This is a genomic window from Burkholderia sp. KL41 (assembly GCF_057005415.2).
In genome coordinates this window covers 2,058,523-2,083,635 of record NZ_CM174446.1, presented here as the reverse complement: position 1 = coordinate 2,083,635, position 25,113 = coordinate 2,058,523, and the positions used below count along the sequence as shown (strand labels likewise).

The following is a 25,113-nucleotide window of genomic DNA, read 5'->3' as shown; positions in this document are numbered from 1 at the left end:
GCATGGGACCAGAGTAAGTGCTAAAGCACTAACTCTGGTCGACCGCGAAGCATGGGATCAGAGTAAGCGCTAAAGCGCTAACTCTGGTCGACCGCGAAGCATGGGATCAGAGTAAGCGCTAAAGCGCTAACTCTGATCGACACAGGAGACATTCTGATGGCCAATACACTCGCTGCCCGCCGCTGGTGGACGATCATGCCGATCGTCTTCATCACCTACAGCCTCGCCTACCTCGACCGCGCGAACTACGGGTTCGCCGCCGCAGCCGGCATCAACCAGGACCTCGGGATCAGCAAGGGCCTGTCGTCGCTGATCGGCGCGCTGTTCTTCCTCGGCTACTTCTTCTTCCAGATCCCCGGCGCAATCTATGCGGAACGCCGCAGCGTGAAGAAGCTCGTGTTCGTCAGCCTCATCCTGTGGGGCGCCTGCGCAGCGCTCACGGGCGTCGTCAGCAACATCCCGTCGCTGATGGCGATCCGCTTCGTGCTCGGCGTCGTCGAGGCGGCCGTGATGCCGGCGATGCTGATCTACATCAGCAACTGGTTCACGAAGAACGAACGCTCGCGCGCGAACACGTTCCTGATCCTCGGCAACCCGGTCACCGTGCTGTGGATGTCGATCGTCTCGGGCTATCTCGTGCACGAATTCGGCTGGCGCCACATGTTCATCGCCGAAGGCGTGCCGGCCGTCCTCTGGGCCGTGTGCTGGTGGTTCCTCGTGCAGGACAAGCCGGCCGATTCGCCGTGGCTCAACGCACAGGAAAAACGCGACCTCGACGCCGCGCTCGCGGCCGAGCAGGCGGCGATCAAGCCCGTGCGCAACTATGGCGAGGCATTCCGCTCGCCGGCCGTGATCAAGCTGTGCGCACAGTATTTCTGCTGGAGCATCGGCGTGTACGGCTTCGTGCTGTGGCTGCCGTCGATCGTCAAGAACGGCTCCGACCTCGGGATGGTCGCGACCGGCTGGCTGTCCGCGCTGCCGTATCTCGCCGCGACGATCGCGATGCTCGCCGCGTCGTGGGCGTCCGACAAGGTCGGTTCGCGCCGTGGCTTCGTGTGGCCGTTCCTGCTGATCGGCGCGGCCGCGTTCGCCGCATCGTACGCACTCGGCTCGTCGCATTTCTGGATCTCGTATGCGCTGCTGGTCGTGGCGGGCGCCGCCATGTACGCGCCGTACGGCCCGTTCTTCGCGATCGTCCCGGAACTGCTGCCGAGGAACGTCGCCGGCGGCGCGATGGCGCTGATCAACAGCATGGGCGCGCTCGGCTCGTTCGTCGGCTCGTACTTCGTCGGCTACCTGAACGGTGCGACCGGCTCGCCCGTCGCGTCGTACGCGTTCATGAGCGCCGCGCTCGTCGCCGCGGTGATCCTCACGCTGTCCGTCAAACCCCAGGCGCCCGATACGCATCCGCTCGCGGCGCCGCTGCAAGGAAAATGAATCAGATGAAACCCCGTATCGTCGCGTACAAGCCGCTGCCCGATGACGTCCTCGCGTACCTGCGCGAGCATGCGGACGTCGTGCAGGCCGACGGTGCCGCAGCCCTCGCCGATGCGCTCGGCGACGCGGACGGCGCGATCGGCGCGAGCCTGAAGGTCACGCCGGACATGCTCGACCGCGCACCGCGGCTGAAGGCGTGGTCGACGATCTCGGTCGGCTACGACAACTTCGACGTCGCGGATCTCACGCGGCGCGGGATCGTGCTCGCGCATACGCCGGACGTGCTGACCGAATCGACCGCCGATACGGTGTTCTCGCTGATCCTCGCGTCCGCGCGACGGGTGGTCGAGCTGGCCGAGTGGGTGAAGGCAGGCCACTGGCATCGCAGCATCGGCCCCGACCTGTACGGTACCGACGTGCAGGGCAAGACGCTCGGCATCGTCGGGCTCGGGCGGATCGGCGGCGCGGTCGCGCGCCGCGCGGCGCTCGGCTTCCGGATGCAGGTGCTGTACGCGAACCGGTCCGCGCATGCGGAAGCCGAAACGCAGTACGGCGCACGGCGCGTGACGCTCGACGAACTGCTCGCGCAAGCGGATTTCGTGTGCCTGCAGGTGCCGCTGTCGCCCGAAACGCACCACCTGATCGGCGCGGCCGAATTCGCGAAGATGAAGCGCGGCGCGATCCTGATCAACGCATCGCGTGGGCCGGTGGTCGACGAAGCCGCGCTGATCGATGCGCTGCGCGCGGGTACGATCCGCGGTGCGGGGCTCGACGTGTTCGAGAAGGAACCGCTGGCCGCGGATTCGCCGCTGCTGCAGATGAAGAATGTCGTCGCGCTGCCGCATATCGGCTCGGCGACGCACGAGACGCGCCACGCGATGGCGCGCTGCGCCGCGGAAAACCTGGTCGGCGCGCTGGCCGGCACGCTGCGCACGAATCTCGTCAATCCGGATGCGCTCGCGCGCGCCTGAGCCGCGGCGGGTAACGGGCCGGCCACGAGCAGGTGCCCGCCCGGCGGACGGGCGCCTTCGTTAGAGTCGATGGTCTTGGTGCCGGAGGGCTGGCTGCGTTATGATCCCCGCGCGTCGTATCGACGGCACGGCAGCGCTGCCGGCGGCGTCTCGCGACGGGTATCCGCGCCAGGTCCGGTGCGGCCGACTGCCTGTGCACGTGACCGGGGCGGGTGCCGACGCGCCGGCGCAGATCGACCGCGAAGCATGGGATCCGCGCAAGCGGTGAAGGGCGAACGCGGATCGACCGCGAAGCATGGGATCCGCGTAAGCGGTGAAGGGCGGACGCTGATCGACCGCGAAGCATGGGATCCGCGTAAGCGCTGAAGCGCTAACGCGGATCGACAGGAGATTCCACCGGGTGGCTTACGTTTCCAACAACAAAGATCCGTCTGCTCACGAAGCGGCGCGGATCGAACGTCGCGAGGCACGATAGTGACCGATTCGCAACCAACCACAACGCGTCCGGCGACGATCAGCGATGTCGCGCGCGAAGCCGGCACCGGCAAAACCAGCGTGTCGCGCTACCTGAACGGCGAGACGCACGTGCTGTCCACCGACCTGCGCCAGCGGATCGAAGCGGCAATCGCGCGGCTCAACTACCGGCCGAACCAGATGGCGCGCGGGCTCAAGCGCGGCCGCAACCGGCTGCTCGGCATGCTCGCAGCCGACCTGACCAATCCCTATACTGTCGAAGTGCTGCAAGGCGTCGAGGCTGCCTGCCAGGCGCTCGGCTACATGCCGCTGATCTGTCACGCGGCGAACGAAGTCGAGATGGAGCGCCGCTTCCTGCAGCTGCTCACGACCTACCGCGTCGAAGGGCTGATCGTCAACGCGCTCGGCGCCGATGAGGACGTGCTGCGCCCGCTGCGCGGGGCCGGCATCCCGGCCGTGCTCGTCGACCGGACCGTCGAGGGCTTCGAGGCCGACCTGATCGGCCTCGACAACGCCGACGCGATCGAGACGGCACTCGCGCACCTGGTCGAACACGGTTTCGACGCGATCCATTTCGTCGTGCAGCCGTTCGAGCGCGTCAGCTCGCGGCGCCTGCGCGAGGCCGCATTCCGCGCGGCACTGGGCGCGCGCGGGCTGACGGTGCCGTCGACCGTCGTGCTCGACCTGAACGAGCCCGATGCGACCGCGACGGCGCTCGCCGACATCGATGCCCGCATCGACGACGCGGCACGGCGCGGCGTGCGCGCGGCGCTGTTCGCCGCGAACGCGCCGGTCGCGCTCGCGATCGCGCGCCACCTGCGCGCGCGTTTCGGCGCCGCGTGGCAACAGAAGGCGGCGCTGCTGTCGATCGACGATCCGGAATGGGCCGAGCTGATCGGCATCACGACGATCCGGCAGCCGACCTACGAAATCGGCTACAAGGCCGTCGAATTCGTGCACGAACGGATCGACGGCGCAGCGGGCGACGTACGCGTCTCGCTGTTGCCCGGCGAGCTGGTTGTGCGCGCGTCGACCGCAAGCTGAGTATCATTCGGGGCACGCAGCGCGTCAGGTGCGCTGCCCCGAACAAGGAAATACATGACTGTCGCCCCCGTCACGCTGGCGGTGCTGATCGCCGCCACGCTGATCATCGCGCTCCTGCCGCTCGTCCTCTTCCGTATCCTGCGCAAGCCGCTTGCGCTGAACCGCCGCGACACGATCGTCGGCGTGGCCGTCTTCACGCTGTTCGCGATGATCGTCGAACGCGCATTCCACGGGCTCGTGCTGAGCCAGACGCCGCCCGACGGCTGGCTCACGCAGCCGCTCGCGTTCGTCGCGTACAGCGCGCTTGCGACCGCCGTGTTCGAGGAAGTCGGTCGTTATCTCGGGATGCGTTTCCTGAACCGCCGCTACGGCGCGTCGGCCGGCGACAGCCGCGGAATCGGCTACGGGATCGGCCACGGCGGCGCCGAAGCGTGGTTCGTCGGCGTACTCGTGTGGGGCCAGTGGTCGTATCTCGCGTGGCTCGCGAGCCGCGGCCAGCTCGAGACCCAGCTCGCCGACCTGCCGGGCGATACCGTCGTGCGGCTGCACGTGATGCTCGCGACGCTGTCGGCACAGTCGATCCTGCTGTTGCTGCTCGAGCGCTGCGCGGCGTTCGTGCTGCAGCTTGCGCTGTCGGTGCTGGTCTGGCGCGGCGTGCGCGCCGGCCGCGCGGGCGTGTTGCCGCTCGCGATCGTGCTGCATGCGCTGGCAGCCGCGCCGGCGCTGCTGTATCAGGTGCGCGTGCTGCCGGCCGGCTGGGTCGAGGCCGCGTATTTCGTGCTGGCCGCGCTTCTGGTCGTCGTGCTGGTGAAGACGTGCCGGCCGTCGCAATCGGCAGCCTGACGGGAGAGACGGGATGGACGACTATCTGATCGAATGCCAGAGCGCGGAATTCGACGCGCTCGCACGCGTGATCTGCGATCTCTTTCCGGAGCAGACGCGGTTCGCCGAAAGCAGCGACGCGCGCGGGCGGTTCCTGTCCGTGCACTGGCTCGCGATGCGTTTCGGCGCGACGCCGAAGCGGATGACGCTCGATATCCGCATCGTGCCGGCGGCATTCGCGCGCTATCTGGCGCTCAAGCCGATGCAGCGCGCGCGCAGCCATGCGGTGCTGCATGCGTATACGGAAGCGATGCTCGGGTCGCTCGAGGAGCGCCACGCGGCCGGCGAGGCTGTCGAGCGGGACGCCGAACTCGAGCTCGACGAAGACTTTGCGTGATCGTTCGCGCCGGCGCGATGCCGGCGCGCCGCGTCACGCGTCGCGGTAGACCTGCGCGAAGCGCTGCGCCTGCACGACACCGTAGTCGCCGGGCGCGTATTGCATCACCCAGTCGCCGGCGACGCCGCGCAGCGTGTCGCCGTTTTCCGAGCGGGCGATCGTGAACGGCTCGTCCATCCGGCGGGCGAGCACGACGGCCGGCCGGTTCCGGTAGGCGCCCGGCGCGCCGTGTGCGAGTGCCGGATCGGCGGGCAGGTATTTGGCGTCGAAGCGCGCGCGCGACACGACCCAGCGGTCGCCGGTGGAGCCCGTGATCAGCGCGTCGCCCGCCACATAGCGGTTCGGGCCTTCGAGGCTCATCAGTTCGCCGTCGGCGTCCGCGAAGGAAACGGCGACGGTTTCGTCCTTGACGACGCGACGGGCCTGCGGATCGGTACGCAGGTCGATGTGCTTGAGTTCGAGCATGGCGGGGAAGTGCGGGAAAAGCCGGGAGCTTATCCCGAATCCGGCGCGCCGTGTGACGTGCCGGTCGCCTGTAGCGGTGCCGTTCGGCCCGGACGGGCCGTATACGGTGCCGGCGGCGCCGGCAGGGCGGGCGTCAGGGCTGCGCGGGTGCGCTGGCGGCCGGCGCGGCTGCCGCCTTGCCTTCCTTGCCCTTCGTCTTGCCCTTGCCACGATGCTCGCCGCCGTGGTGCAGCCAGCTGCGGAACGTCGTGTCGGCCAGTGCCTTCTGGTCGGCCGGGAAACTCTCGTAGAGCGGTGCGAAGGCGTCGGCGAGCTTCTTCGCGCCGTCCGCGTTCGCTTGCGACAGTTCCGCATACTGCTTCATGTCGTCGAGTGCGGAGACGTCGTGCCTGGCCATCCGTTCACGATAGAGGCGGCCCATCGTGTCGCCGTTGCCGCGCATCGTGTCGGCGAACGTCTTCCACTGCGGCTCCTGCGCCGACGTGATCTTCAGCTGGTCGTGCAGGTACTTGATGCGCTGCTCGACGCGGGCTTCATGGCGCGCCTCGCGCTGCTCGGCGGTCGGGGCCGAAGCCGCGGCTGCGGCCGTCGTGGCCTGAGCGGGCGCTTGCGGCTGCGCCGGGGTTTGCGCGAACGCGCTGGCTGCAACGGCGAGCGTAGCGAGGGTGAGCGAAATTTTCTTCATGGTTGGCTCTCCGGGGTGGTGTCTGGCGAGCGGGCGCGGCGGCAATTGCCGCAAGCGTGCATCTCGCGTCGCCCGCTATTAGTAGCACGTTGAGTGCGGCGCAGCAGTGAATGCGACACTTGCTTACATCCGATACGAATCGAAATTGAAAGGTTCGAATCGGTTCCGGGCGATGCCGTTTGGGCAGGCCGGCGTTCGGCGCTATCATCGCGTCACCTTCCACTTTGCCGGCACGTCGTGCCCCGGCCCAGCCTCATGCGTCCACCCCGCCTCGACCAACTCGACGATCTCGACCGGCAACTCGTCGCGCTGCTGCAGGCCGATGCGCGCGCCAGCGTCGCGGATCTCGCGCGCCAGCTCGACGTCGCGCGCACGACGGTCGTCGCACGCATCGCGCGGCTCGAACGGACCAACGTGATCGCCGGCTACAGCGTCCGGCTCGGGCAGGACGTGCTCGACGCGAGCATTTACGCGTATGTCGGCATCATCCTCACGCCGAAGTTCGGCAAGGACGTGTTGCGCAAGCTCGACCGGATGCCCGAGGTGCAACTGCTGTGCGCGGTGAGCGGCGAGTACGACTACGTCGCATGGCTGCGCGCCGATTCTCCCGAACGGCTCAACGACCTGCTCGACCAGATCGGCACGCTCGAAGGCGTCGAGCGCACGACGACGTCGATCATCCTGTCGCGCAAGATCGATCGCGGGACGATCGGCGGCTGACGTTCAGGCGCGGCGTTCGTTGCGCCGCGCTTGTTGTGCTGCCGTATCGGCCCGACTGCCGGGCTGCGTCGTGCCAGGCCCCCCGCAAGCGGAATCCGCACCGGGATGTGCCCACCCGCGCGACTGCGCTTCGTTTGCACGGGCGAGCGTGATGTCGACGCTCAGCCGGTTCGCGACGGGCCGCACGATCGCGGTCGGGAACGGCGGGATCGTCCATGCTGCTGCGAAACCGGGTGCGGCATCGTTGCGCGCTTGCGAGAGCAGATCGCCGACCGGCGCGACGAACGCGCGCGTCAGCATGTACACGATCCGGAACGACGGCACCGCATTGACGCCGAACCGCCACATCGCGAACACGGTCGCGATCAACTCACCGAAGCACAGCGCGCCGAACGTGAAGCCGAACCCGATCGTCTCGGTTGCAAGATCGCCCGCGGCGGTGCCGGACGCGAACGTGCACGGGATCGCGGTCGGATAGAGCCGCTTGCATTGCGGTGTGACGATCGTGTCGATCGACAGCGTGCGTTCAATGCGATGCCGCACGATGAAGATCGCCGCGAGCGCGACGACCAACACGGCGCGCTCGCTCGGAGGCTGACGTTCACTCCGACGATCAGCAGGCCGGTGATCCTCGTACCGACGATGTTGACCAGCACCACCGTTGGCTGGCAGATCCACGGCACCTCGCAGTGCGTACGCAACTGCATTCACGGCGCCATCGCGAGCTGCGACGCCATCGCGATGCGTGCCGATCCGGCCGAGCCCCACGTTGACCGCGAGAAAGTCCACGCCGGTTTCGCCGACCGTGGTCGACATGATCCTTGACGATCCGGAGCGACAGCGCGACGTCGGACACCTTGTTCAGCCAGTGCGGCATGCGTTCGGCGGGCAGGGACTGCATGCGATGCCTCCTCGGCAATCGTGTAGTCGGCATGCAGTCCGGCTCGCGAGACTTTGGCCAGTCACCGCAGGCCCGTAGCTGGTGAAAAAAACCTCGTTTCGACGTTTCGACGAAATGTGTCGTCGTAACGTCGAAATTATCGGTCGTTTCGCATCATTCTTCGTCTTGGAACTGATTTTGCGCGTCCCTAAACTGTGTTCATGGCTCAACGCCGTCCACTACATCACACCCATCATCAGGAGATAAGCGCATGAAAATCGCCATCGTCGGCGCAGGTCTGATCGGCCACACCATTGCTCACATGCTGCGTGAAACGGGCGACTACGAAGTCGTCGCGTTCGACCGCGACGCGGATGCGCTCGCGAAGCTGTCGCGCGAAGGCATCGCGACGCAACGGGTCGATTCGGCCGACGCCAACGCGATTCGCGAAGCAGTGAAGGGTTTCGATGCGCTCGTCAATGCGCTGCCTTATTACCTCGCGGTCAACGTTGCCGCCGCCGCGAAGGCTGCCGGCGTCCACTACTTCGACCTGACCGAAGACGTGCGCGCGACCCACGCGATCCGCGAGCTGGCCGAAGGCTCCGACCGTGCGTTCATGCCGCAGTGCGGCCTCGCACCGGGTTTCATCGGTCTCGCCGCACATGAACTGGTGAACGGCTTCAGCGAAGTGCGCGACGTGAAGATGCGCGTCGGTGCCTTGCCCGAGTATCCGACCAACGCGCTGAAGTACAACCTGACGTGGAGCGTCGACGGCCTGATCAACGAATACTGCCAGCCGTGCGAAGCGATCCGCGACGGCCGCAAGCAGTGGGTGCAGCCGCTCGAAGGCCTCGAGCACTTCTCGCTCGACGGTACCGAATACGAAGCGTTCAACACGTCGGGCGGCCTCGGCACGCTGTGCGAAACGCTGTCGGGCAAGGTCGAGACGCTCGACTACAAGTCGGTGCGCTACCCGGGCCACCGCGATCTCGTGCAGTTCCTGCTCGAGGACCTGCGCCTGTCGACCGATCGCGACACGCTGAAGTCGATCATGCGCCGCGCGGTGCCGTCGACGAAGCAGGACGTCGTGCTGGTGTTCATCACCGTGACGGGCGTGAAGGACGGCCAGCTGGTGCAGGACGTGTTCACGCGCAAGATCTTCGCGAAGGACGTGTGCGGGATGCACATGAGCGCGATCCAGATCACGACGGCCGGCGCAATGTGCGCGGTGCTGGATCTGTTCCGCGAGAAGAAGCTGCCGCAAAGCGGTTTCATCCCGCAGGAAAAGGTGTCGCTGAAGGCGTTCCTGTCGAACCGCTTCGGCAAGCTGTACGAAGGCGGCACGATGGAGCGCGTGCACGCGGTGGCCTGACCGTCCGCCAGCCTCCTGCACGAGGGCCGTACGACGCCGGGAGCGCAGCAGCGCTTCCGGCGTTGTTTTTTGCGGGAACGAAAAGGCGGGGCGATCAGGCCGGCAGCGGCGGGACGATCGTCGCTGCGGGCGGAGGCGGCGCGATGCGGTACAGCAGCGTATCGATGTCGGCGTCGGAGGGCGCGGTGTTGTCGAACATCACGATGCCGTCGCATTCGTGGCCGGTCGGCACGAAGCGGCGCTGCCGGTATTCGTCCCAGTGCGCGAGCTTGTAGGCATCGTTCGGGTTGCCGCGTGCGACGATCCGCTGGTGCGCGACGTCTTCCGACGTGTAGACCCAGACGACCGTCAGCGTGACGTCGGGGGCGATGCCGAGCCATGCGCGGTCGAGAATGCGGCGATCGCGCACTTCGCGCGACAACGGGCCGACGACGAGCGCGCCGATGCCCAGCGTGAGGTTTTCACGGGCCGTGTCGAGCAGGCCCTGGTATTCGGGATCGCGCAGGTGCTTCAGGTAGAGCGGGCTGTCGCGGTCGTTCGGATCCTCGGTGAGCGCACCCATCGCGGCCGAGCTGTAGCGGCCGTACAGCGTGTCCTTGTCGAGCAGGCAGAAGGCCTCGCCGGTCGCGCGCATCAGCGGCCCGATGAGCCGCTTCGCGAGCGTGGTCTTGCCGGTGCCGGCGTGACCGCAGAAGAACACCAGGTGCGTCACGAAACCTTGCCTCCCGGCCGCGGGCTCGGCGCACCGTTGCGCTTGTCGCCGCGCGAGAACACTTCCGCCTCGAGCCACATCGCGTTGATGATGCCGAAGCCGAGCGCCACGCCGATGCCGAGTATCCACGAGAAATACCACATGGGTCTGTCTCCTTGACGGTTGGGCCGCAGTGTCCTGGTGCGCGTGCTGCGGCGCACGCAGCCCGATCATGACCAATATCGTCGTGCCGCGCAAGCCGGGCCGCCCGCGCAGCAAACCGGTAAACTGATGCGCAAACCGCAACATCAGAGGCACCATGCTGATCAACTGTGCTGCATACCAGGACGGCCGCAAGCTGGCCGACATCGATATCGACGCCATCAGCGACTACGTGTCGAAGCCCGAATGCTTCGTGTGGGTCGCGCTGAAGGATCCGACGCCCGAGGAAATCGACCTGATGGGCGAGGAGTTCGGGCTGCACGAGCTCGCACTCGAGGATGCCCGCAAGGGGCACCAGCGGCCGAAGATCGAGGAGTACGGCGATTCGCTGTTCGCGGTGCTGCATACGGTCGAGCTCGATGGCGACGGCGAATTCAAGGTGGGCGAGCTGAACGTGTTCGTCGGCCCGAACTACGTGCTGTCGATCCGCAACCACACCGAGCAGGACTTCCGCGACGTTCGCAAGCGCTGCGAGCACGAGCCGCATCTGCTGCGGGAAGGCTCGGCGTTCGTGTTCTACGCGCTGATGGACCAGGTCGTCGACCGCTATTTCCCGATCCTCGAAACGCTCGGCACCGAGCTCGAGGAACTCGAGGATCGGATCTTCGCGAAGGCGACGCCCGCGTCGTCGCGCGCGATCATCGAGGATCTCTATTCGCTGAAGCGCCGGCTCGTGATGCTGTACCAGCACACGGCGCCGCTGATCGAGCCGCTCGCGAAACTCACCGGCGGACGCGTGCCGCAAGTCTGCAGCGGGATGGCGGCTTATTTCCGCGACGTGTACGACCATCTGCAGCGGATCGTGAAGACGATCGAAGGGCGCCGCGAGATGGTCGTCACGGCGATCCAGGTCAACCTCGGGATGATCTCGCTGGCCGAGAACGAAGTGACGAAGCGGCTCGGTTCGTTCGCCGCGCTGTTCGCGATACCGACGATGATCGCCGGCATATACGGGATGAACTTCGCGAACATGCCCGAACTGCACCTGAAATACGGTTTCTACGGCTGCATCGCGGTGATGGTCGTCGCCGACTTCGCGCTGTGGTGGCGATTCAAGCGGGCAGGGTGGCTGTAGTCCTGCGTCGCGCCTAGCGCGGCGCGTGCTTGCCGATCACGACGCGCCACGGACGCACACGCCACGATTTCACGAGGCCGTTCTGCACATACGGATCGGCGCGCGCGAACGACTCGGCCGCCTCCGGCGAATCGCCCTCGAACACGAGCACGGCCTGGTCGGCCGGGTCCGACAGCGCGCCGGCGAGCACGAGTTCGCCGCGCTCGGTCGCGGCCTGTGCAAGCGCGAGATGTTCGGCGCGGAACGGTTCGCGCCGCGACAGGTAATCGTCGACGAGTTCGTAGATCAGCTGGTAATGCATGCGTGGCTCCGGGAAGGGACGGCGGCGCGGTCGTCGTGTCGGCGCGGCTGCCGGTCAGTCTGTTGCGGCCAGTATAGGACAGCCGGGTGGCCGGCGCGTCCCCACCGGGAGCGTAATCCCGTTCCCTGAATTGCAACTAACGGTCAGTCAACTCCGCAACCGGAAATCCCGACCGCGGTCGCGCCTTTGATCCCACCGCTTTTTCTTCTTGCTTTGCAGGGCCGGGAGACGCGGTTCGCATCGACGATGCGGTCACGTCTGCAGGGCAGGCCCTTGCGGAAGCTCGATGTATGCGCCGTGGGCGCTCCGGCGGCCCGCGCCTACGCCTTGTATCCGATCGTGCGCAGCAGATCCTTGCGCCAGCGCACGTCGTCGTCGTTCTCGACGCCGAGCGGCGGAAAGCCGTCGACGACACCGGCGATCCCGCGTCCCTGCGCGCTTTCCGCGACGATCACGTCGGTCGGGTTCGCGGTCGCGCAGTAGATCCGGCAGACCTCCGGCACGGCCTTGATCGCATTGAGCACGTTGACCGGATAGAAACCGTCGCCGAGGAACACGATGAACGCGTGACCGGCGCCGATCGCAAGGGCGTTGCGGCACGCGAGCTCGACGAGTTCCGCATCGGTGCCGGAACGGCGCACGAGACGCTTGCCCGATGCCTCGCAGAACGCGAGCCCGAAACGAATGCCCGGCACGGTGCCGACCAGCGTCTCGTGGATGTCCTCGACGGACTTGATGAAATGCGACTGGCCGAGGATGAAGTTCACGGCCTCGGGTTTGTCGACGGTGACGGTTTCGAATTGCAGCATGGCGGACCTCGTCTGGCGATGCGGCGCGCGCGCCGCAATGGGCTCTCCAAGCTTAGTACGCGGCGGCTGGCGTCGAAAGCGACGCGTCCTATCCTTGGTTGTGTAGGGCGCGCGAGCGCGAATGCAACGGAGGGCAACATGGACGTGCGACACGGCTTCGTCGACTGCGTGGGACGCACGCCGTTGATCCGGCTGGCGAAGCTCAGCGCGGAAACGGGCTGCGAAATCCTGGGCAAGGCGGAATTCATGAATCCGGGCGGTTCGGTGAAGGATCGCGCGGCGCTCTACATCATTCGCGACGCCGAGCAGCGCGGCGCGCTGAAGCCGGGCGGCACCGTCGTCGAGGGCACGGCGGGCAACACGGGCATCGGTCTTGCGCACATCTGCGCGGCGCGCGGTTATCGCTGCGTGATCGTGATTCCCGACACGCAATCGCCGGACAAGATGGCGATCCTGCGCACGCTCGGCGCCGACGTGCGCCCGGTGCCGGCGGCGCCGTATCGCGACCCGAACAACTATCAGAAGATTGCCGGGAGGCTCGCGGACGAACTCGACAACGCGGTATGGGCCAACCAGTTCGACAACGTCGTCAACCGGCAGGCGCACTACGAGACGACCGGACCGGAAATCTGGCGCGATACGGCGGGCACGGTCGATGCGTTCGTCTGCGCAACCGGCACGGGCGGCACGCTGGCGGGCGTGAGCCGCTACCTGAAGGAGCAGAATCCGGAGGTCCGGATCGTGCTGGCCGATCCGCACGGCAGCGGGCTCTACGGTTACGTGAAAACGGGCGACCTCGGTGCCGAAGGCAGTTCGATCACCGAAGGCATCGGCTCGACGCGGGTCACCGCGAATCTGGCCGGCGCACCGATCGACGACGCCGTGAGGATCGACGATTCGCAGTGCGTGACGATGGTCTACCGGCTGCTGCGCGAAGAAGGGCTGTACGTCGGCGGATCGAGCGGAATCAACGTCGCGGCGGCGGTCTGGCTGGCCCGCAGGATGGGCCCGGGGCATACGATCGTGACTTTGCTGTGCGATCGCGGCGACATCTATCGGGCGCGGCTCTTCAACCGCGAATGGTTGCGCGAAAAAGGGTTGGAACCGGGGTTGGAACCGGAACGGGAGCCCGAATGAGCAGAGGGGGAGGCGGCGTTTCCATTGGCTCGAATGCGACCTATGCTGAACAAATCCGGAGCGAACGCCGTTCGCCCGATTCGCCCAGACGAGGTGTGCCATGCCAGTATCAGCCACCCTGCAGGATTGCCTGCGCCAGAAGTCATCGCGGTACGAAGTGGTGTACCACCCCTATAGCCATACGAGCATGGAGACGGCCGCCGCCGCGCATATCCCCGGCGATCGCCTCGCGAAAACCGTGCTCCTCGAAGACGACGAAGGCTACGTCGCAGCCGTATTGCCGACCACGCACGCCGTGCGCCTGTCGGATCTCTGGGTGAAGACGGGACGCCATCTCGTGCTCGCCCGGGAGGTCGAACTGCGCGAGCTGTTCAAGGATTGCGACATGGGTGCGCTGCCGCCGGTCTGCATGGCGTACGGCATGAAGACGTTTCTCGAGGAGCGTCTCGCACAGCAGCCGGAAGTCTATTTCGAAGCCGGCGACCACGAAGCGCTGATCCACATGATGCAGGATGAATTCCTGACGCTGATGGAGACGGCCGAGCGTGCGCATTTCTCGCACAAGATGCAGGGCATGCAGTCCTGACGCCAGCGGTGCACGGGCAATTGTCGGTGCGTGTGTGACAGGGGTGCAGGTCCTGCCAGTTGGCAGGTCTCCGGATAGTTAATTCGATGTGCGAAGTGTTTGGTGATGTGTTTTAGTCCGACGACCAATCATGAATTTATGTCGCATTCCAGATTAACTGTTTTGGGTACCTCGGGTACGGCCTCGCTGGTACGCCGTCCTCGAGGAAACGATCCCGGCCAGTTCGAGGCGGTCGACCGGCATGTCCGTCGACATGCGGGCGATGACGAAGCGGGGGATACATCCGCGAGATTATTGTTCGAATGCCCTTTTTTGGTGCGGTGCAGGAGATATGCCGATATTTATGTTGAAGCGGATCAATATCCGTTTTTGCATATACCCATACAATTCAATTACCAATTGAATAATAAAAGTTGTATTTGTGCTTACCGGAATATTATTTGAATATCCCCTCCAAACTTTGTATTCGGGTATCAAATAAAGTTTGACGGCAAAATTTTTTCCTTGCTATCTTCTGCACCCAAGTGAACGGCGCCAATGACATCACCGTGTAACGAACGGCGAATCGTCATACGAAACGCGCGGCGCCGCCCGCTCAGCTGACAATTGCCTGAACGTGCAGGCGCGTGGTTTTCCGGTGCAACACCGGGCCGCGCCGGCCGGAACGATTCCTTGAAAAAGAATGTATTGGAATTCGAATGCAATTCTTTCAATTCGGATTGCAAATTGAATTTGAAATGAAATGTTCGGGTGGATGCGATGACGATGCCGACCTGGCTTCGTCGCCGGCAGCAATCCGAAACTGGGCGAATCGCTTGGGGGATGGATGGTGGGCATGAAAGTCGAAGAAAGTCTGGTTACGTCGAACAGCGGGCTGGCTACGCTGGGCCGTCCGCGAGAGTTCGGCAAGAAGCAACAGAATCCGGTACGCCGGTTCGGCGGCGTCGGAATCGTCCTGGTGCTGCATGCGGTGCTGATCTACGCGTTGCTCAACGGCCTGGCGACGAAAGTCGTGCAGGTGATCCAGCACCCGATCGAAACCCGCATCATCGAGCCGGTCAAGCCGCCGCCGCCACCGCCGATGCCCGTGGTCAAACTCCCGCCGCCGAAGTTCGCGCCGCCGCCGCCGCCGTTCGTCCCGCCGCCGGAAGTGCCGGTGCAGGCGCCGCCGCAGGCGACGATCACGCACCAGTCGGCGCCGGTACCCTCCGCGCCGGCCGTGCAGGCGCCGGTTGTGGCGCCCCCGGCGCCGGCCAAGCCCGTCAGCCATGACGTGGGTGTCGTCTGTCCGAATTCGGATGCGCTTCGCGCGTCGATCCAGTATCCGAAGGAAGCGCAGGAAAACAACATCACGGGTGACGTGACGATCGAATTCGTCGTGGATGCGGAAGGGAACATCACGAACGAGCGCGTGGCGCAGTCGGCAGATCCGGTCCTCGATCGCGCTGCCTACAACACCGTAAAACGATTCAAGTGCGTCGCGCAGGGCCAGTCGGTGCGGGTCCAGGTGCCGTTCTCGTTCAATCTGAATTGATGCAGTGGGCGGCCCGGCGCGAACCGGGCCGGGAAAAACCATCACGAACTGACGTATTAAGTTCACCGAAATAACTGGAGTGGGGTATGACGAAGCGTTCACTGGCCGCGTTGGCGGCAAGCATCCTGATGTCCGTCGTCGCAGTCGACGGGTTCGTTGCGCCGCAGCTCGCCCATGCGCAGGCAAGCGGCGCGGCCGGCACGGCGGCACAGGCGGCGGCGCCGTCTGCCGCACCGGCCACGGCTCCGGCCGCCGCCGAACCGGCTCCGCCGCCCGCGCCGGCCACGACGGAAGCGGTCGAGAACCCGTACGGGCTCGGCGCGTTGTGGAAGAACGGCGACTTCGTCGCCCGTTTCGTGCTGATCCTGCTGGTGATCATGTCGATGGGGAGCTGGTACATCATGATCACGAAGTTCCTGGAACAGTTGCGCGCCAACCGCCGCGCGAAACTGGCAGATGCACAGCTCTGGTCCGCACCGTCGCTGGCCGAGGGCGCCAGGCTCCTCGACGAGGCGTCGCCGTTCCGGTTCATCGCCGAAACGGCGATCGAGGCCGGCGAGCATCATGAAGATGCGCTGCTGGAAGCCGTGGACCGCAACACGTGGATCGACGTATCGGTCGAGCGCTCGATCACGAACGTGTCGAACCGGATGCAGGACGGGCTCGCATTCCTGGCCACGGTGGGCTCCACGGCGCCGTTCGTCGGGCTGTTCGGCACGGTCTGGGGGATTTATCACGCGCTGACCGCGATCGGCATCGCCGGCCAGGCGTCGATCGACAAGGTCGCGGGCCCGGTGGGCGAGGCGCTCATCATGACCGCGATCGGCCTCGCCGTCGCGGTGCCCGCGGTGCTCGGCTACAACTTCCTGGTCCGGCGCAACAAGTCGGTGATGGAGCGGGTTCGCAACTTCGGCGCGCAACTGCACACGGTGCTGCTGGCCGGCAATCGGCGACCGGTACGCGCGGCGTCCTCGTCGCCGGCCGCGGCGTCGCTTGCGAACTGACCGCCTGACGGAGACGCGCGATGGCCATGAACGTCGGGCAGGACGACAGCGACGAGGTGATCGCCAACATCAACACGACGCCGCTCGTCGACGTGATGCTGGTGTTGCTGATCATCTTCCTGATCACGATCCCGGTCGTGACGCACACGATCCAGCTTCAGTTGCCGAAGGAGACGGTGCAACCGCTGCAGACGACGCCGAAGAGCATCGAGATCGCGGTGAACCGCGATGGCGACTTCTTCTGGGGCGAACAGCTGGTGGATGCGCAGACACTGCTCGCGAAGCTGAAGGACGTGTCGCAGCAGCAGCCGCAGCCGAGCGTCCACGTGCGGGGCGACCAGAACACGCGTTACGAGTTCATCGGCCGGGTGGTCACGATGTGCGAGCGCGCGGGGATCGCGAAACTGTCGTTCATTACGGAGCCGCCCGCACGCGGCGGTTAGTCGTGGGCGGGAATCTTGGTGAGAGGGCGGGCTGGCGGCAGGGGTTGATGCACTGACGCAGGTGGGCCTTGGGGCATGGGGTCGGCGTAAGTGCTGAAGCACCAACGCTGATCGACCACGAAGCATGGGACCAGCGTAAGCGCTGAAGCACTAACGCTGGTCGACCGCGAAGCATGGGATCAGCGTAAGTGCTGAAGCACTAACGCTGATCGACAGGAGTCGACGATGGGAATGAATGTGCCTTCGGGCGGAAGCAATGCCGAACCGGAAGTGATGGTCGATATCAACACCACGCCGCTGATCGACGTGATGCTGGTGTTGCTGATCATGCTGATCATCACGATCCCGATTCAGATGCATTCGGTGAAGATGGACCTGCCGGTGGGTAACCCGCCGCCGCCGGCCACGCCGCCGGAAATCGTGCAGATCGACATCGACTTCGACGGCACGACGACGTGGAACGGCGCACCGGTGCCGGACCGCACGGCGCTCGAGGCGAAACTGACCCAGGTGGCGGCGGAACCCGTGCAGGCGGAAATCCACCTGCGCCCCAACAAGCTGGTGCCGTACAAGGACGTGGCCGCCGTGCTCGCGTCCGCGCAACGCGTGGGCGCGACCAAGATCGGCCTGATCGGTAACGAACAGTTCATGCAATGACGCCACGGACGAGCCGATGAACCAGCGACGATGGAAACGGATGATGGCGGTGGCGGCGCTCGGCGCGGCAGGCTTGCTCGGACGCCCGGCATTGCCGGCGGACGCGCTGCGGCCGGACGTGGCAAAACCGTTGGCGGCCGCACAGGACCTGTACCGGACGCACAAGTATCGCGATGCACTGGGCAAGATCGCCCAGGCGGCGGCCGTGCCGAACCGGACGCCGTACGAAACCTACATGGTGGAGGAGATGCGCGGCGCGGCCGCGATGGCGGCCGGCGATTCCGGCACGGCCGCGCAGGCCTACGAGGCCGTGCTGAACTCGGGGCGGCTGTCGGGCGAGGACGAGCAGCGGACCACGGCAGCGCTGGCCGGCATCTACTTCCAGCAGAAGAACTACCCGCTGGCGATCCGGATCGCCCAGCGCTACCTGAAGGCCGGCGGATCCGATCCGGAAATGCGCACGCTGCTCACGCAGTCGTACTACCTGTCAAACGATTGCACACCGCTCGTGAGCCAGTTGAAGGCGAGCACCGACGCGCAGGCGAACGGCGGACACGCGCCGGATGAAGGGCAGTTGCAGATGCTTGCGAGCTGTGCGCAGAAAGTGAAGGACGGCAACGCATATCGCGGTGCGCTCGGGCTGCTGGTGGCTTACCACCCGAGCCCCGCGTACTGGGACGAAATGGTCACGGCGATTCGCGGCAACCCGGGGTATCTGCCGTCGCTCGATCTCGACATCTACCGGTTGCGCCGGGCCACGGGCTCGCTCGCGACAGCCGACGCGTACATGGAGATGACGCAGCTCGCGCTGGTGGCAGGGTCGCCCGCCGAAGGCAAGCAGGTGATCGACCAGGGGTTCGCGTCCGGCGTACTCGGCAAGGACGCACAGGCGGATCGCGAGAAGCGGCTGCAGGCGCTCGCGGCAAAGCGCGCGCAGTCGGGCGGGGACACCGCGACGCCGGCTGCGCCGATCGACGCGGGTATGAACCTTGTCTTCGCAGGCAAGGCGCAGCAGGGCTTGCCGATGATGGAGCAGGCGATCGCGAAGGGCGGGCTCGAGCATCCGGACGCGGCGCGACTGCGGCTCGGCGAGGCGTATTACGTGGCCGGTCAGAAGGCGCGGGCGGTCCAGGTGCTGCGCACGGTCAAGGGCACCGACGGTTCCGCCGACCTCGCACGGCTCTGGACAGCGGTGGCATCCCGCTAACGCAACGCAAGGGCACGACGGCTCGCAGCGCGGGAGCAGGCGTGGTCGGTGAGCGGAAATCGGTGCGCCGCTGCAATGGCACCGACGCATGAAGGGCAGGTCAGCCGAGGGAAAAGGGGCAGCCTTGTTGATTAGTAAACCGAATGAAATGTGCCGGATCGGCGCGACTGCGCGATGCGGGTGCCGTGCCGCACCACGCGCGGCTTGCGCGCCGCGACAGCGTGCAGCCGGGTATCGCGCCGGGCCGGTTGCGTCACGGCATCGGTCAAGGCTTGACGACATCAAACCGATTTCGACTGCGAGGGACCGTCTTCCCATGGTTGTGCCCCCTGATGAGTCGGTGCTCGTCGCCGTGTCGCTAGGCAACAAGATCCGGGCGCTGCGCCAGCGCCTGAAACTCACACTCGACGAAACGTCGACGATCGCCGGCATTTCGAAGCCGTTCCTGTCGCAGGTCGAGCGTGGGCGGGCGACGCCGTCGATCACGTCGCTGGTCCGGATCGCAAAGGCGCTGGGCGTGACGATGCAGTACTTCATCGACACGCCGACGGAGGCACGCTCGGTATGCCGCGGCGATGCGCTGCAGTATTTCCAGTTCACGAACTCGGCCAGCCGGTTCGCCAGGCTGACGAATCTGGTGGACGGCCGCAAGCTCGACGCGATCCTCGTCAGGATGCCGGCGGGGCAGTTGTCGTCCGAGATGACGACGCACGCGGGCGAGGAATTCGTCTACGTGTTGCGCGGGCAGGTGGCGCTGACGCTCGAGGATTGCACGTTCACGCTGAACGAGGGCGATACCGCGCATTACGAGTCGACGATGCCGCATGCGTGGCGCAATACGGCCGACGAAGAGGCGGTGATCGTCTGGGTCGGCACGCCCAGGCTGTTCTAGCAAGGGCGGCCGGCACGGCGGGCCGTCAGGAAGGAGAGGTACCCGATCGGCAGCGGATGCCGGTCGAATCGGCAGGAAGCAGGTAATGCGCTCAATGTAGGTGTTTAGTATGGCGAATCAAAATAGAAAACGACGGTGACGCTGAATGGTGCTGGTGCCCCGAAGCCGAGCCGTTCGAGTCGTGGCGGTAGAAAGCGTGGCAATCGAAGGCGTGGCAATCGCGGGTTCCGTTACACGGTCACCCAGGACGCGCAAGGAATTCACAAGGTTCCGGCGCGCAGCAGGTGGGGTCTTACTACGAGCGAGAGGGAACAAGATGAAGCAGAGAGTTTTGGCGTTGGCCATCAAGAGGATAGTCTGGGCGGAGCTGGCGCTGACGGCGGTATTGGCGCCGCCGGCGTTTGCCCAGAGCCAGCCGGCGCCGGGCGCCGTCGCGATCGCGGATGCGGTCGCGAACGGCGCGCCCGTGACCGTTGCACAGGCGGGCGGCACGCCGGATGCCGCCGCTGCCACGGGCGCCGCGGCGCCCGACGCGGCAACCGAGGCCGCGCCCGCCGCACCCGGTGCGAACGGGCAGGGCAAGGTCGCGCAGATCAAGCGCTTCGAAGTGACGGGTTCGCTGATCCGGCAGGCCGACAAGACCGGTTTCCAGCAGGTGCAGACGATCACGCCGAAGGAAATCCAGGCCAGCGGCGCGGTGACCGTCACCGACTTCCTGCGCGATGCGGCGGCCAACTCGGCGAACAGCTGGGGTGAAGGGCAATCGGGCAACTTCGCGGCCGGCGCGGCCGGTATCGCGCTGCGCGGCCTGTCCGAGAAGTACACGCTCGTGATGGTCGACGGCCAGCGCGTCGCACCTTACGCATTCTTCTCGAACAGCGTCGACTCGTTCTTCGACCTCAACACGATCCCGCTCAACGATATCGAGCGGATCGAAATCGTGAAGACGGGCGCCGTGTCGCAGTACGGTTCGGACGCGATCGGCGGGGTCGTCAACATCATCACGAAACACAATTTCCGCGGCCTGCAGCTCGACGGCAGCCTCGGCAGCGCGATCAATGCCGGCAACGGCGACGGCACGACGAAGTTCGGCGTGCTCGGCGGCTTCGGCGACCTGAACGCCGACCGCTTCAACGTGACGGCCGCGCTCAGCTACTACAAGTCGAACGGCTTCACGCTGGCCGACCGCGATTCGACGCGCAACCAGGACTTCACGGGCAAGCCGGGCGGCTTCTCGCTGCTCGCGCCGTCGTACTGGAACATGCCCGGCGGCGTCGCGCAGGCGCTGAGCGGGGGCTGCCCGTTCGGCGGCTCGGTGCATCCGGCCGCATCGAATTCGCTGTCGTCCGGCTCGCCGGGCACCGTCTGCGCGTACAACACGGCTGAAAGCACGTCGATCCTGCCGATGACCGAGCGCCTGAACGCGAAGCTCCATGGGGACTTCAAGATCGACGACAAGACGACCGCGTTCGCGGATTTCCTGGAGAGCTACAACACGACCACGACCAACGACGGCCTGTGGAACAACGTGATCGGCAACCCGCAGAACCCGGCGCTCGTCTGGAATCCGCAGACGAAGCTGCTGTCGCCGTTCAACTACACGGTACCGGTCAGCAACCCGTACAACACGACGGGCGCGGCCACGCCGCTCACCTACGCGTTTCCGAACACGGTCGCGCAGAAGACCTGGGCGAACTACTGGCGTGCGGCCGCCGGCATCAAGGGGTCGTTCACGCTGCCGTACGGCGACTGGGACTGGGCGACGTCGGTCAGCCACTCGCAGAGCACGGTGTCGAACGTGTTCACGAACCAGCTGAACGTCAACGCGCTGAACAACATCTACCAGAACGGCACGCTGAACTTTGCGAACCCGGCGGCGACGCCGAACGCGTTCAACGGGCTGTACCAGGAAGCGAACAACCTCGGCATCTCGAAGCTCGACACGATCGACGCGACGCTGTCGACGCCGAACCTGTTCCATCTGCCGGCCGGCGACGTCGGGATCGGTTTCGGCGCGCAGTTCACGCACCAGAGCGAAGTGCTGACGCCGGGCTCCGAATACCTGAGCGGGGCGGTCGTTACCCCGGACCTCGAGACGGTGAACGGCCAGCGTAACGTCGCGGCCGTCTATTACCAGATCAACGTGCCGATCCTCGAGAACCTGACGTTCAGCCAGGCCGGCCGCTATGACCACTACACGGACGTGGGCGGTGCCTTTTCGCCGCGCTTCGCGTTGCGCTACCAGCCGATCAAGGCCCTCACGCTGTATACGTCGTACAACCGCGGCTTCCGCGCGCCGACCTTCGTCGAGGACAGCAAGTCGCAGACGCTCGGCATCCAGGTCGATCCGGCCACCGGCCAGAACTACACGTCGATCACCGTCGGCAACCCGAACCTCGCGCCGGAACGCACGCGCAACTTCAACATCGGCTTCCAGGTGTCGCCGAGCCGCTACACGGATCTCGGCTTCGACTGGTACAAGATCCGCATCGACAACGTGATCGGCCAGGGCGCGCCGTCGCAGGTCGTGACCGATCCGACGACGGGCCAGCTGCTGTACAAGATGATTCCGTACCAGAACCTCGGTTACCTCGACACGAACGGCTTCGAAGGCACGTTCCGCCAGGGCCTGCCGCTCAAGGGCTGGGGCACGGTCACGCTGTCGGGTGACTGGGCGTACATCAACAGCTACAAGATCGGCTTCCCGGGCGGCACGCCGGTCAACGGCGCGGGCAACAACTTCACGATCACGCAGCCGTTCGGCGGCAGCTTCCCGCGCTGGCGCGGCAACACGACGCTGGACTGGAACTACCGGAAGTTCGATGCGGCGCTGACGTGGCAGTTCACGGGCCCGTACGCGCAGAACCTGCTGCCGGCGCCCGCGCCGTCGAAGGTCGGCTCGTACAGCCAGTTCAACCTGATGATGACGTACACGGGCTTCAAGAACTGGACGATCTACGGCGGCATCAACAACCTCTTCAACCGCACGCCGCCGTACGACCCGATCTTCGCGAACGGCACGCTGGACCAGAGCGGGTACGACACGTCGGTGTATTCGTACATCGGCCGGTTCGCGCAGGTGGGCGCGACGTACAAGTTCTGACGGCGATCGTTATGCGCTGACAGGCTTTGGACAGGCCGCTCCACGTCCACTACCCCCTTTTCGGGGCGGCCTTTTTTCGCCTGGCGCCACGACGTCCCGCAACCGGGGCGCGCGGCGGCGCAGTTGATCCGATCGTGTACAGCACGAACCACACGCGGGACGCGGCCGGCATGCGGCGTCCGGCACAGGCATCGACCGTGCGCAGGCAGCGCGCCCGCACGCTTCCGGACAGACTGACCATGAGACTGTTGAATGGGCGACGGGCACGCGTGCCGCGCCACTCGCACCTGAAGCGCCTTCAGTGCCTGAAGCGCACGCATGCGCGGATGCGTGCCGCCACGCGCGCCGCGCTGCTTGCGTGCGCCGCGTGGCTCGTGTCGGGCGGCGTCATGCCGCAGGCCGCGCTCGCCGTGCCGGCGATCTCGCAATACGACCATCCGAAGTATCCGCCGGGCTTCACGCATTTCGACTACGCGAATCCGGATGCACCGGACAACGGCACGCTCGATTTCGAAAACTACGACGAAGCGCAAAGCTACGACTCGCTGAACCCGTTTCTCGTGCGCGGCTCGCCTGCGCCGGACATCAAGAACCTGATGTTCGACACGCTGATGCAGCGCAGCTGGGACGAGCTCGCGTCCGAATACGCGCTGATCGCCGACGATGTCGAGGTCGCGCCCGACGGGCTGTCGGCGACGTTCCACCTCGATCCGGCCGCGCGCTTCTCGAACGGCGACCCGATCACCGCGGCCGACGTCAGGTATTCGTTCGATACGCTGACGAGCCCGCAGGCCTCGCCGCTGTACAACGCACAGTTCTCGATCATCAGGCGTGCGGTGGTCGTCGACGGCCACACGGTGCGCTTCGAGTTCAAGCACGCGGAGCGCGACGCCGCGCTGATCGCGGGCGACCTGCCGGTGTTCTCGCCGAAGTGGGGCATGCGGGCCGACGGCACGCGGCCGCCGTTCGACCAGATCGCGACGGTGCCGCCGATCGCGAGCGGCCCGTACCTGATCGAGCAGCGCAAGAACGACAAGCAGATCGTCTATGTGCGCAACCCGCACTACTGGGCGGCGAACCTGCCGTCGCGACGCGGCATGTTCCGCTTCGCGCGCGTGTCGTTCAAGCTGTACCTGGATCAGTACACGGCGCTCGAGGCATTCAAGGCCGGCGACATCGACGCGCGCATGGAATACAGCGCGACACAGTGGGCGCGCAAGTACGTCGGCAAGAACTTCCGCAACGGCATGCTCGAGCGCGGCGAGTTTCCTGACGGCCCCGCGCAGATGCAGGGCTTCCTGATCAACATGCGCAAGCCGATGTTCCGGGACGTGCGGGTGCGGCACGCGCTCGCGCTGGCGTTCGACTTCGACTGGATGAGCCGGATGATGTTCTACGGGCAGTATCGCCGTACCAACAGCTTCTGGGAGGCAAGCCCGTTCGCGGCAACCGGCATGCCGAGCGAGAAGGAGCGCGCGTTGCTCGAACCGTTCCGCTCGACGCTGCCCCCGGAGGTGTTCGGCCCGATGATCCGGCAACCATCGACGCTGCCGCCCGACTCGTTGCGCGCGAACCTGAAGCAGGCGCGCGACCTGCTCGCGCAAGCCGGCTGGTTCTACCGCGACGGCGCGCTGCGCGACGCGAACGGCACGCCGATGACGATCGAGATCATCGACGACCAGCCCGGCATGGACCGCCTGATCCTGCCGTACACGCAGGCGCTCGCGATGCTCGGCATCCACGCGTACCTGCGCGAGATCGACAGCGCGGTCTACCTGAAGCGGCTCGACAACTTCGAGTACGACATGACGACGTACATCTACCTGCCCGTGACGATCCCGGGTGCGGAGCTGACGCGCCGCTTCGGCAGCGCGGCCGCGTCGCAGCCGGGCTCCGAGAACTATCCGGGCGTGAAGTCGAAGGCGGTCGACGCGCTGATCCGCGCGGCGCTCGCCGCCGACACGCTCGACGATCTCGAGACGGCCACGCACGCGCTCGACCGCGTGCTGATCAACCTGTACGCGCTGATCCCGCAGTATTACCTGCCGAATGCGCGGATCGCGTACAAGGCGACGCTCGGCCACCCGGCGATCGTGCCGGACTCCTATCAGTACGAAGACTGGATCATCGACTACTGGTACGTGAAGCATCCGGCGGCGAAACCCGCGCCGGCAGCCTGACGGGG

27 protein-coding genes are annotated in these 25,113 nt (G+C 65.9%); 19 read left to right on the top strand and 8 right to left on the bottom strand.

Annotated elements, in window-relative coordinates; genetic code table 11:
* The first annotated feature begins 156 nt into the window (after positions 1–156).
* The 5 genes from PQB87_RS09715 to PQB87_RS09695 all read left to right on the top strand — a co-directional run bounded on the left by PQB87_RS09715 (position 157) and on the right by PQB87_RS09695 (position 5,145).
* A complete protein-coding gene (locus PQB87_RS09715) occupies positions 157–1,437 on the top strand; it encodes an MFS transporter (RefSeq protein WP_059688014.1) in 1,281 nt (426 codons plus the stop codon).
* Positions 1,438–1,442: 5 nt separating this feature from the next.
* Positions 1,443–2,408 (top strand): NAD(P)-dependent oxidoreductase, encoded by a 966-nt coding sequence (locus PQB87_RS09710; RefSeq protein ID WP_021160916.1) that lies wholly within the window; start codon positions 1,443–1,445, stop codon positions 2,406–2,408.
* A 474-nt stretch (positions 2,409–2,882) separates the two neighbouring features.
* Positions 2,883–3,926, top strand: coding sequence for a LacI family DNA-binding transcriptional regulator (locus PQB87_RS09705; protein ID WP_021160918.1), 1,044 nt, complete (start codon positions 2,883–2,885; stop codon positions 3,924–3,926).
* 54 nt (positions 3,927–3,980) lie between these two features.
* Positions 3,981–4,769 carry a YhfC family intramembrane metalloprotease gene (locus tag PQB87_RS09700; RefSeq protein WP_111939799.1) on the top strand — a complete coding sequence of 263 codons (789 nt, stop codon included), beginning with the start codon at positions 3,981–3,983 and terminating at the stop codon, positions 4,767–4,769.
* Positions 4,770–4,782: 13 nt separating this feature from the next.
* Complete coding sequence (locus tag PQB87_RS09695; RefSeq protein ID WP_048022794.1) at positions 4,783–5,145, top strand: DUF3022 domain-containing protein; 363 nt, start codon at positions 4,783–4,785, stop codon at positions 5,143–5,145.
* 33 nt (positions 5,146–5,178) lie between these two features.
* Here PQB87_RS09695 and PQB87_RS09690 read toward each other — a convergent pair whose 3' ends face one another.
* Both PQB87_RS09690 and PQB87_RS09685 read right to left on the bottom strand, forming a co-directional pair.
* Entirely contained in the window at positions 5,179–5,610 is a 432-nt protein-coding gene (locus tag PQB87_RS09690) for a PGDYG domain-containing protein (protein WP_021160921.1), read from the bottom strand.
* A gap of 133 nt (positions 5,611–5,743) precedes the next feature.
* Positions 5,744–6,295: a Spy/CpxP family protein refolding chaperone gene (locus PQB87_RS09685; RefSeq protein WP_059688017.1), complete on the bottom strand. Its 552-nt coding sequence runs from the start codon at positions 6,293–6,295 to the stop codon at positions 5,744–5,746.
* A gap of 255 nt (positions 6,296–6,550) precedes the next feature.
* Between PQB87_RS09685 and PQB87_RS09680 the strand changes: the two genes are divergently transcribed.
* Entirely contained in the window at positions 6,551–7,015 is a 465-nt protein-coding gene (locus PQB87_RS09680; RefSeq protein WP_006481526.1) for an Lrp/AsnC family transcriptional regulator, read from the top strand.
* Between the two features lie 3 nt (positions 7,016–7,018).
* Here the strand turns inward: PQB87_RS09680 and PQB87_RS09675 are convergent, their stop codons facing one another.
* On the bottom strand, positions 7,019–7,591 hold the full coding sequence (locus PQB87_RS09675) for a hypothetical protein (RefSeq protein ID WP_489241576.1): 573 nt from the start codon (positions 7,589–7,591) through the stop codon (positions 7,019–7,021).
* Positions 7,592–7,657: 66 nt separating this feature from the next.
* On the opposite strand from PQB87_RS09675, the gene PQB87_RS09670 reads away from it, so the two are divergent.
* Together PQB87_RS09670 and PQB87_RS09665 are read left to right on the top strand one after the other, a co-directional pair.
* Entirely contained in the window at positions 7,658–7,840 is a 183-nt protein-coding gene (locus tag PQB87_RS09670; RefSeq protein ID WP_489241574.1) for a hypothetical protein, read from the top strand.
* 326 nt (positions 7,841–8,166) lie between these two features.
* Positions 8,167–9,267: a saccharopine dehydrogenase family protein gene (locus PQB87_RS09665; RefSeq protein WP_011352168.1), complete on the top strand. Its 1,101-nt coding sequence runs from the start codon at positions 8,167–8,169 to the stop codon at positions 9,265–9,267.
* Between the two features lie 94 nt (positions 9,268–9,361).
* Here the strand turns inward: PQB87_RS09665 and PQB87_RS09660 are convergent, their stop codons facing one another.
* Positions 9,362–9,979: a P-loop nucleotide/nucleoside kinase family protein gene (locus PQB87_RS09660; RefSeq protein WP_489241572.1), complete on the bottom strand. Its 618-nt coding sequence runs from the start codon at positions 9,977–9,979 to the stop codon at positions 9,362–9,364.
* Positions 9,976–10,122 carry a cytochrome bd-I oxidase subunit CydX gene (gene cydX / locus PQB87_RS09655; protein WP_063803114.1) on the bottom strand — a complete coding sequence of 49 codons (147 nt, stop codon included), beginning with the start codon at positions 10,120–10,122 and terminating at the stop codon, positions 9,976–9,978. The genes PQB87_RS09660 and cydX overlap by 4 nt, the downstream gene beginning before the upstream one ends.
* 155 nt (positions 10,123–10,277) lie before the next feature.
* Here cydX and corA point away from each other — a divergent pair, with 155 nt between their 5' ends.
* Complete coding sequence (gene corA / locus PQB87_RS09650; RefSeq protein WP_021160927.1) at positions 10,278–11,255, top strand: magnesium/cobalt transporter CorA; 978 nt, start codon at positions 10,278–10,280, stop codon at positions 11,253–11,255.
* 13 nt (positions 11,256–11,268) lie between these two features.
* On the opposite strand, the gene PQB87_RS09645 is transcribed toward corA, so the two are convergent.
* Both PQB87_RS09645 and PQB87_RS09640 read right to left on the bottom strand, forming a co-directional pair.
* The gene (locus PQB87_RS09645) at positions 11,269–11,556 is read right to left on the bottom strand and encodes a YciI-like protein (protein ID WP_021160928.1); all 288 of its coding nucleotides are present in this window, start codon (positions 11,554–11,556) and stop codon (positions 11,269–11,271) included.
* 320 nt (positions 11,557–11,876) lie between these two features.
* On the bottom strand, positions 11,877–12,365 hold the full coding sequence (locus PQB87_RS09640; RefSeq protein WP_124475735.1) for an adenosine-specific kinase: 489 nt from the start codon (positions 12,363–12,365) through the stop codon (positions 11,877–11,879).
* A 138-nt stretch (positions 12,366–12,503) separates the two neighbouring features.
* Here PQB87_RS09640 and PQB87_RS09635 point away from each other — a divergent pair, with 138 nt between their 5' ends.
* On the top strand, positions 12,504–13,502 hold the full coding sequence (locus PQB87_RS09635) for a cysteine synthase A (RefSeq protein ID WP_059588433.1): 999 nt from the start codon (positions 12,504–12,506) through the stop codon (positions 13,500–13,502).
* A 100-nt stretch (positions 13,503–13,602) separates the two neighbouring features.
* A complete protein-coding gene (locus PQB87_RS09630) occupies positions 13,603–14,088 on the top strand; it encodes an aminoacyl-tRNA deacylase (protein WP_027787328.1) in 486 nt (161 codons plus the stop codon).
* A gap of 473 nt (positions 14,089–14,561) precedes the next feature.
* On the opposite strand, the gene PQB87_RS09625 is transcribed toward PQB87_RS09630, so the two are convergent.
* A complete protein-coding gene (locus tag PQB87_RS09625; protein ID WP_175832033.1) occupies positions 14,562–14,801 on the bottom strand; it encodes a hypothetical protein in 240 nt (79 codons plus the stop codon).
* Positions 14,802–14,923: 122 nt separating this feature from the next.
* Between PQB87_RS09625 and PQB87_RS09620 the strand changes: the two genes are divergently transcribed.
* From PQB87_RS09620 to PQB87_RS09585, 8 genes are all read left to right on the top strand, one after another.
* Positions 14,924–15,622: an energy transducer TonB gene (locus PQB87_RS09620; protein ID WP_027787329.1), complete on the top strand. Its 699-nt coding sequence runs from the start codon at positions 14,924–14,926 to the stop codon at positions 15,620–15,622.
* Positions 15,623–15,708: 86 nt separating this feature from the next.
* Positions 15,709–16,626, top strand: coding sequence for a MotA/TolQ/ExbB proton channel family protein (locus tag PQB87_RS09615; RefSeq protein ID WP_048022781.1), 918 nt, complete (start codon positions 15,709–15,711; stop codon positions 16,624–16,626).
* A gap of 20 nt (positions 16,627–16,646) precedes the next feature.
* Positions 16,647–17,069, top strand: coding sequence for an ExbD/TolR family protein (locus PQB87_RS09610; protein WP_021160935.1), 423 nt, complete (start codon positions 16,647–16,649; stop codon positions 17,067–17,069).
* 225 nt (positions 17,070–17,294) lie between these two features.
* Complete coding sequence (locus PQB87_RS09605; RefSeq protein ID WP_048022780.1) at positions 17,295–17,726, top strand: ExbD/TolR family protein; 432 nt, start codon at positions 17,295–17,297, stop codon at positions 17,724–17,726.
* 16 nt (positions 17,727–17,742) lie between these two features.
* Positions 17,743–18,933 (top strand): tetratricopeptide repeat protein, encoded by a 1,191-nt coding sequence (locus tag PQB87_RS09600; RefSeq protein ID WP_489241566.1) that lies wholly within the window; start codon positions 17,743–17,745, stop codon positions 18,931–18,933.
* Between the two features lie 316 nt (positions 18,934–19,249).
* Positions 19,250–19,825 carry a helix-turn-helix domain-containing protein gene (locus tag PQB87_RS09595; RefSeq protein WP_042975880.1) on the top strand — a complete coding sequence of 192 codons (576 nt, stop codon included), beginning with the start codon at positions 19,250–19,252 and terminating at the stop codon, positions 19,823–19,825.
* Positions 19,826–20,141: 316 nt separating this feature from the next.
* A complete protein-coding gene (locus tag PQB87_RS09590) occupies positions 20,142–22,928 on the top strand; it encodes a TonB-dependent receptor (RefSeq protein ID WP_222157074.1) in 2,787 nt (928 codons plus the stop codon).
* 326 nt (positions 22,929–23,254) lie between these two features.
* Complete coding sequence (locus tag PQB87_RS09585) at positions 23,255–25,108, top strand: extracellular solute-binding protein (protein ID WP_489242842.1); 1,854 nt, start codon at positions 23,255–23,257, stop codon at positions 25,106–25,108.
* Positions 25,109–25,113: the final 5 nt, after the last annotated feature.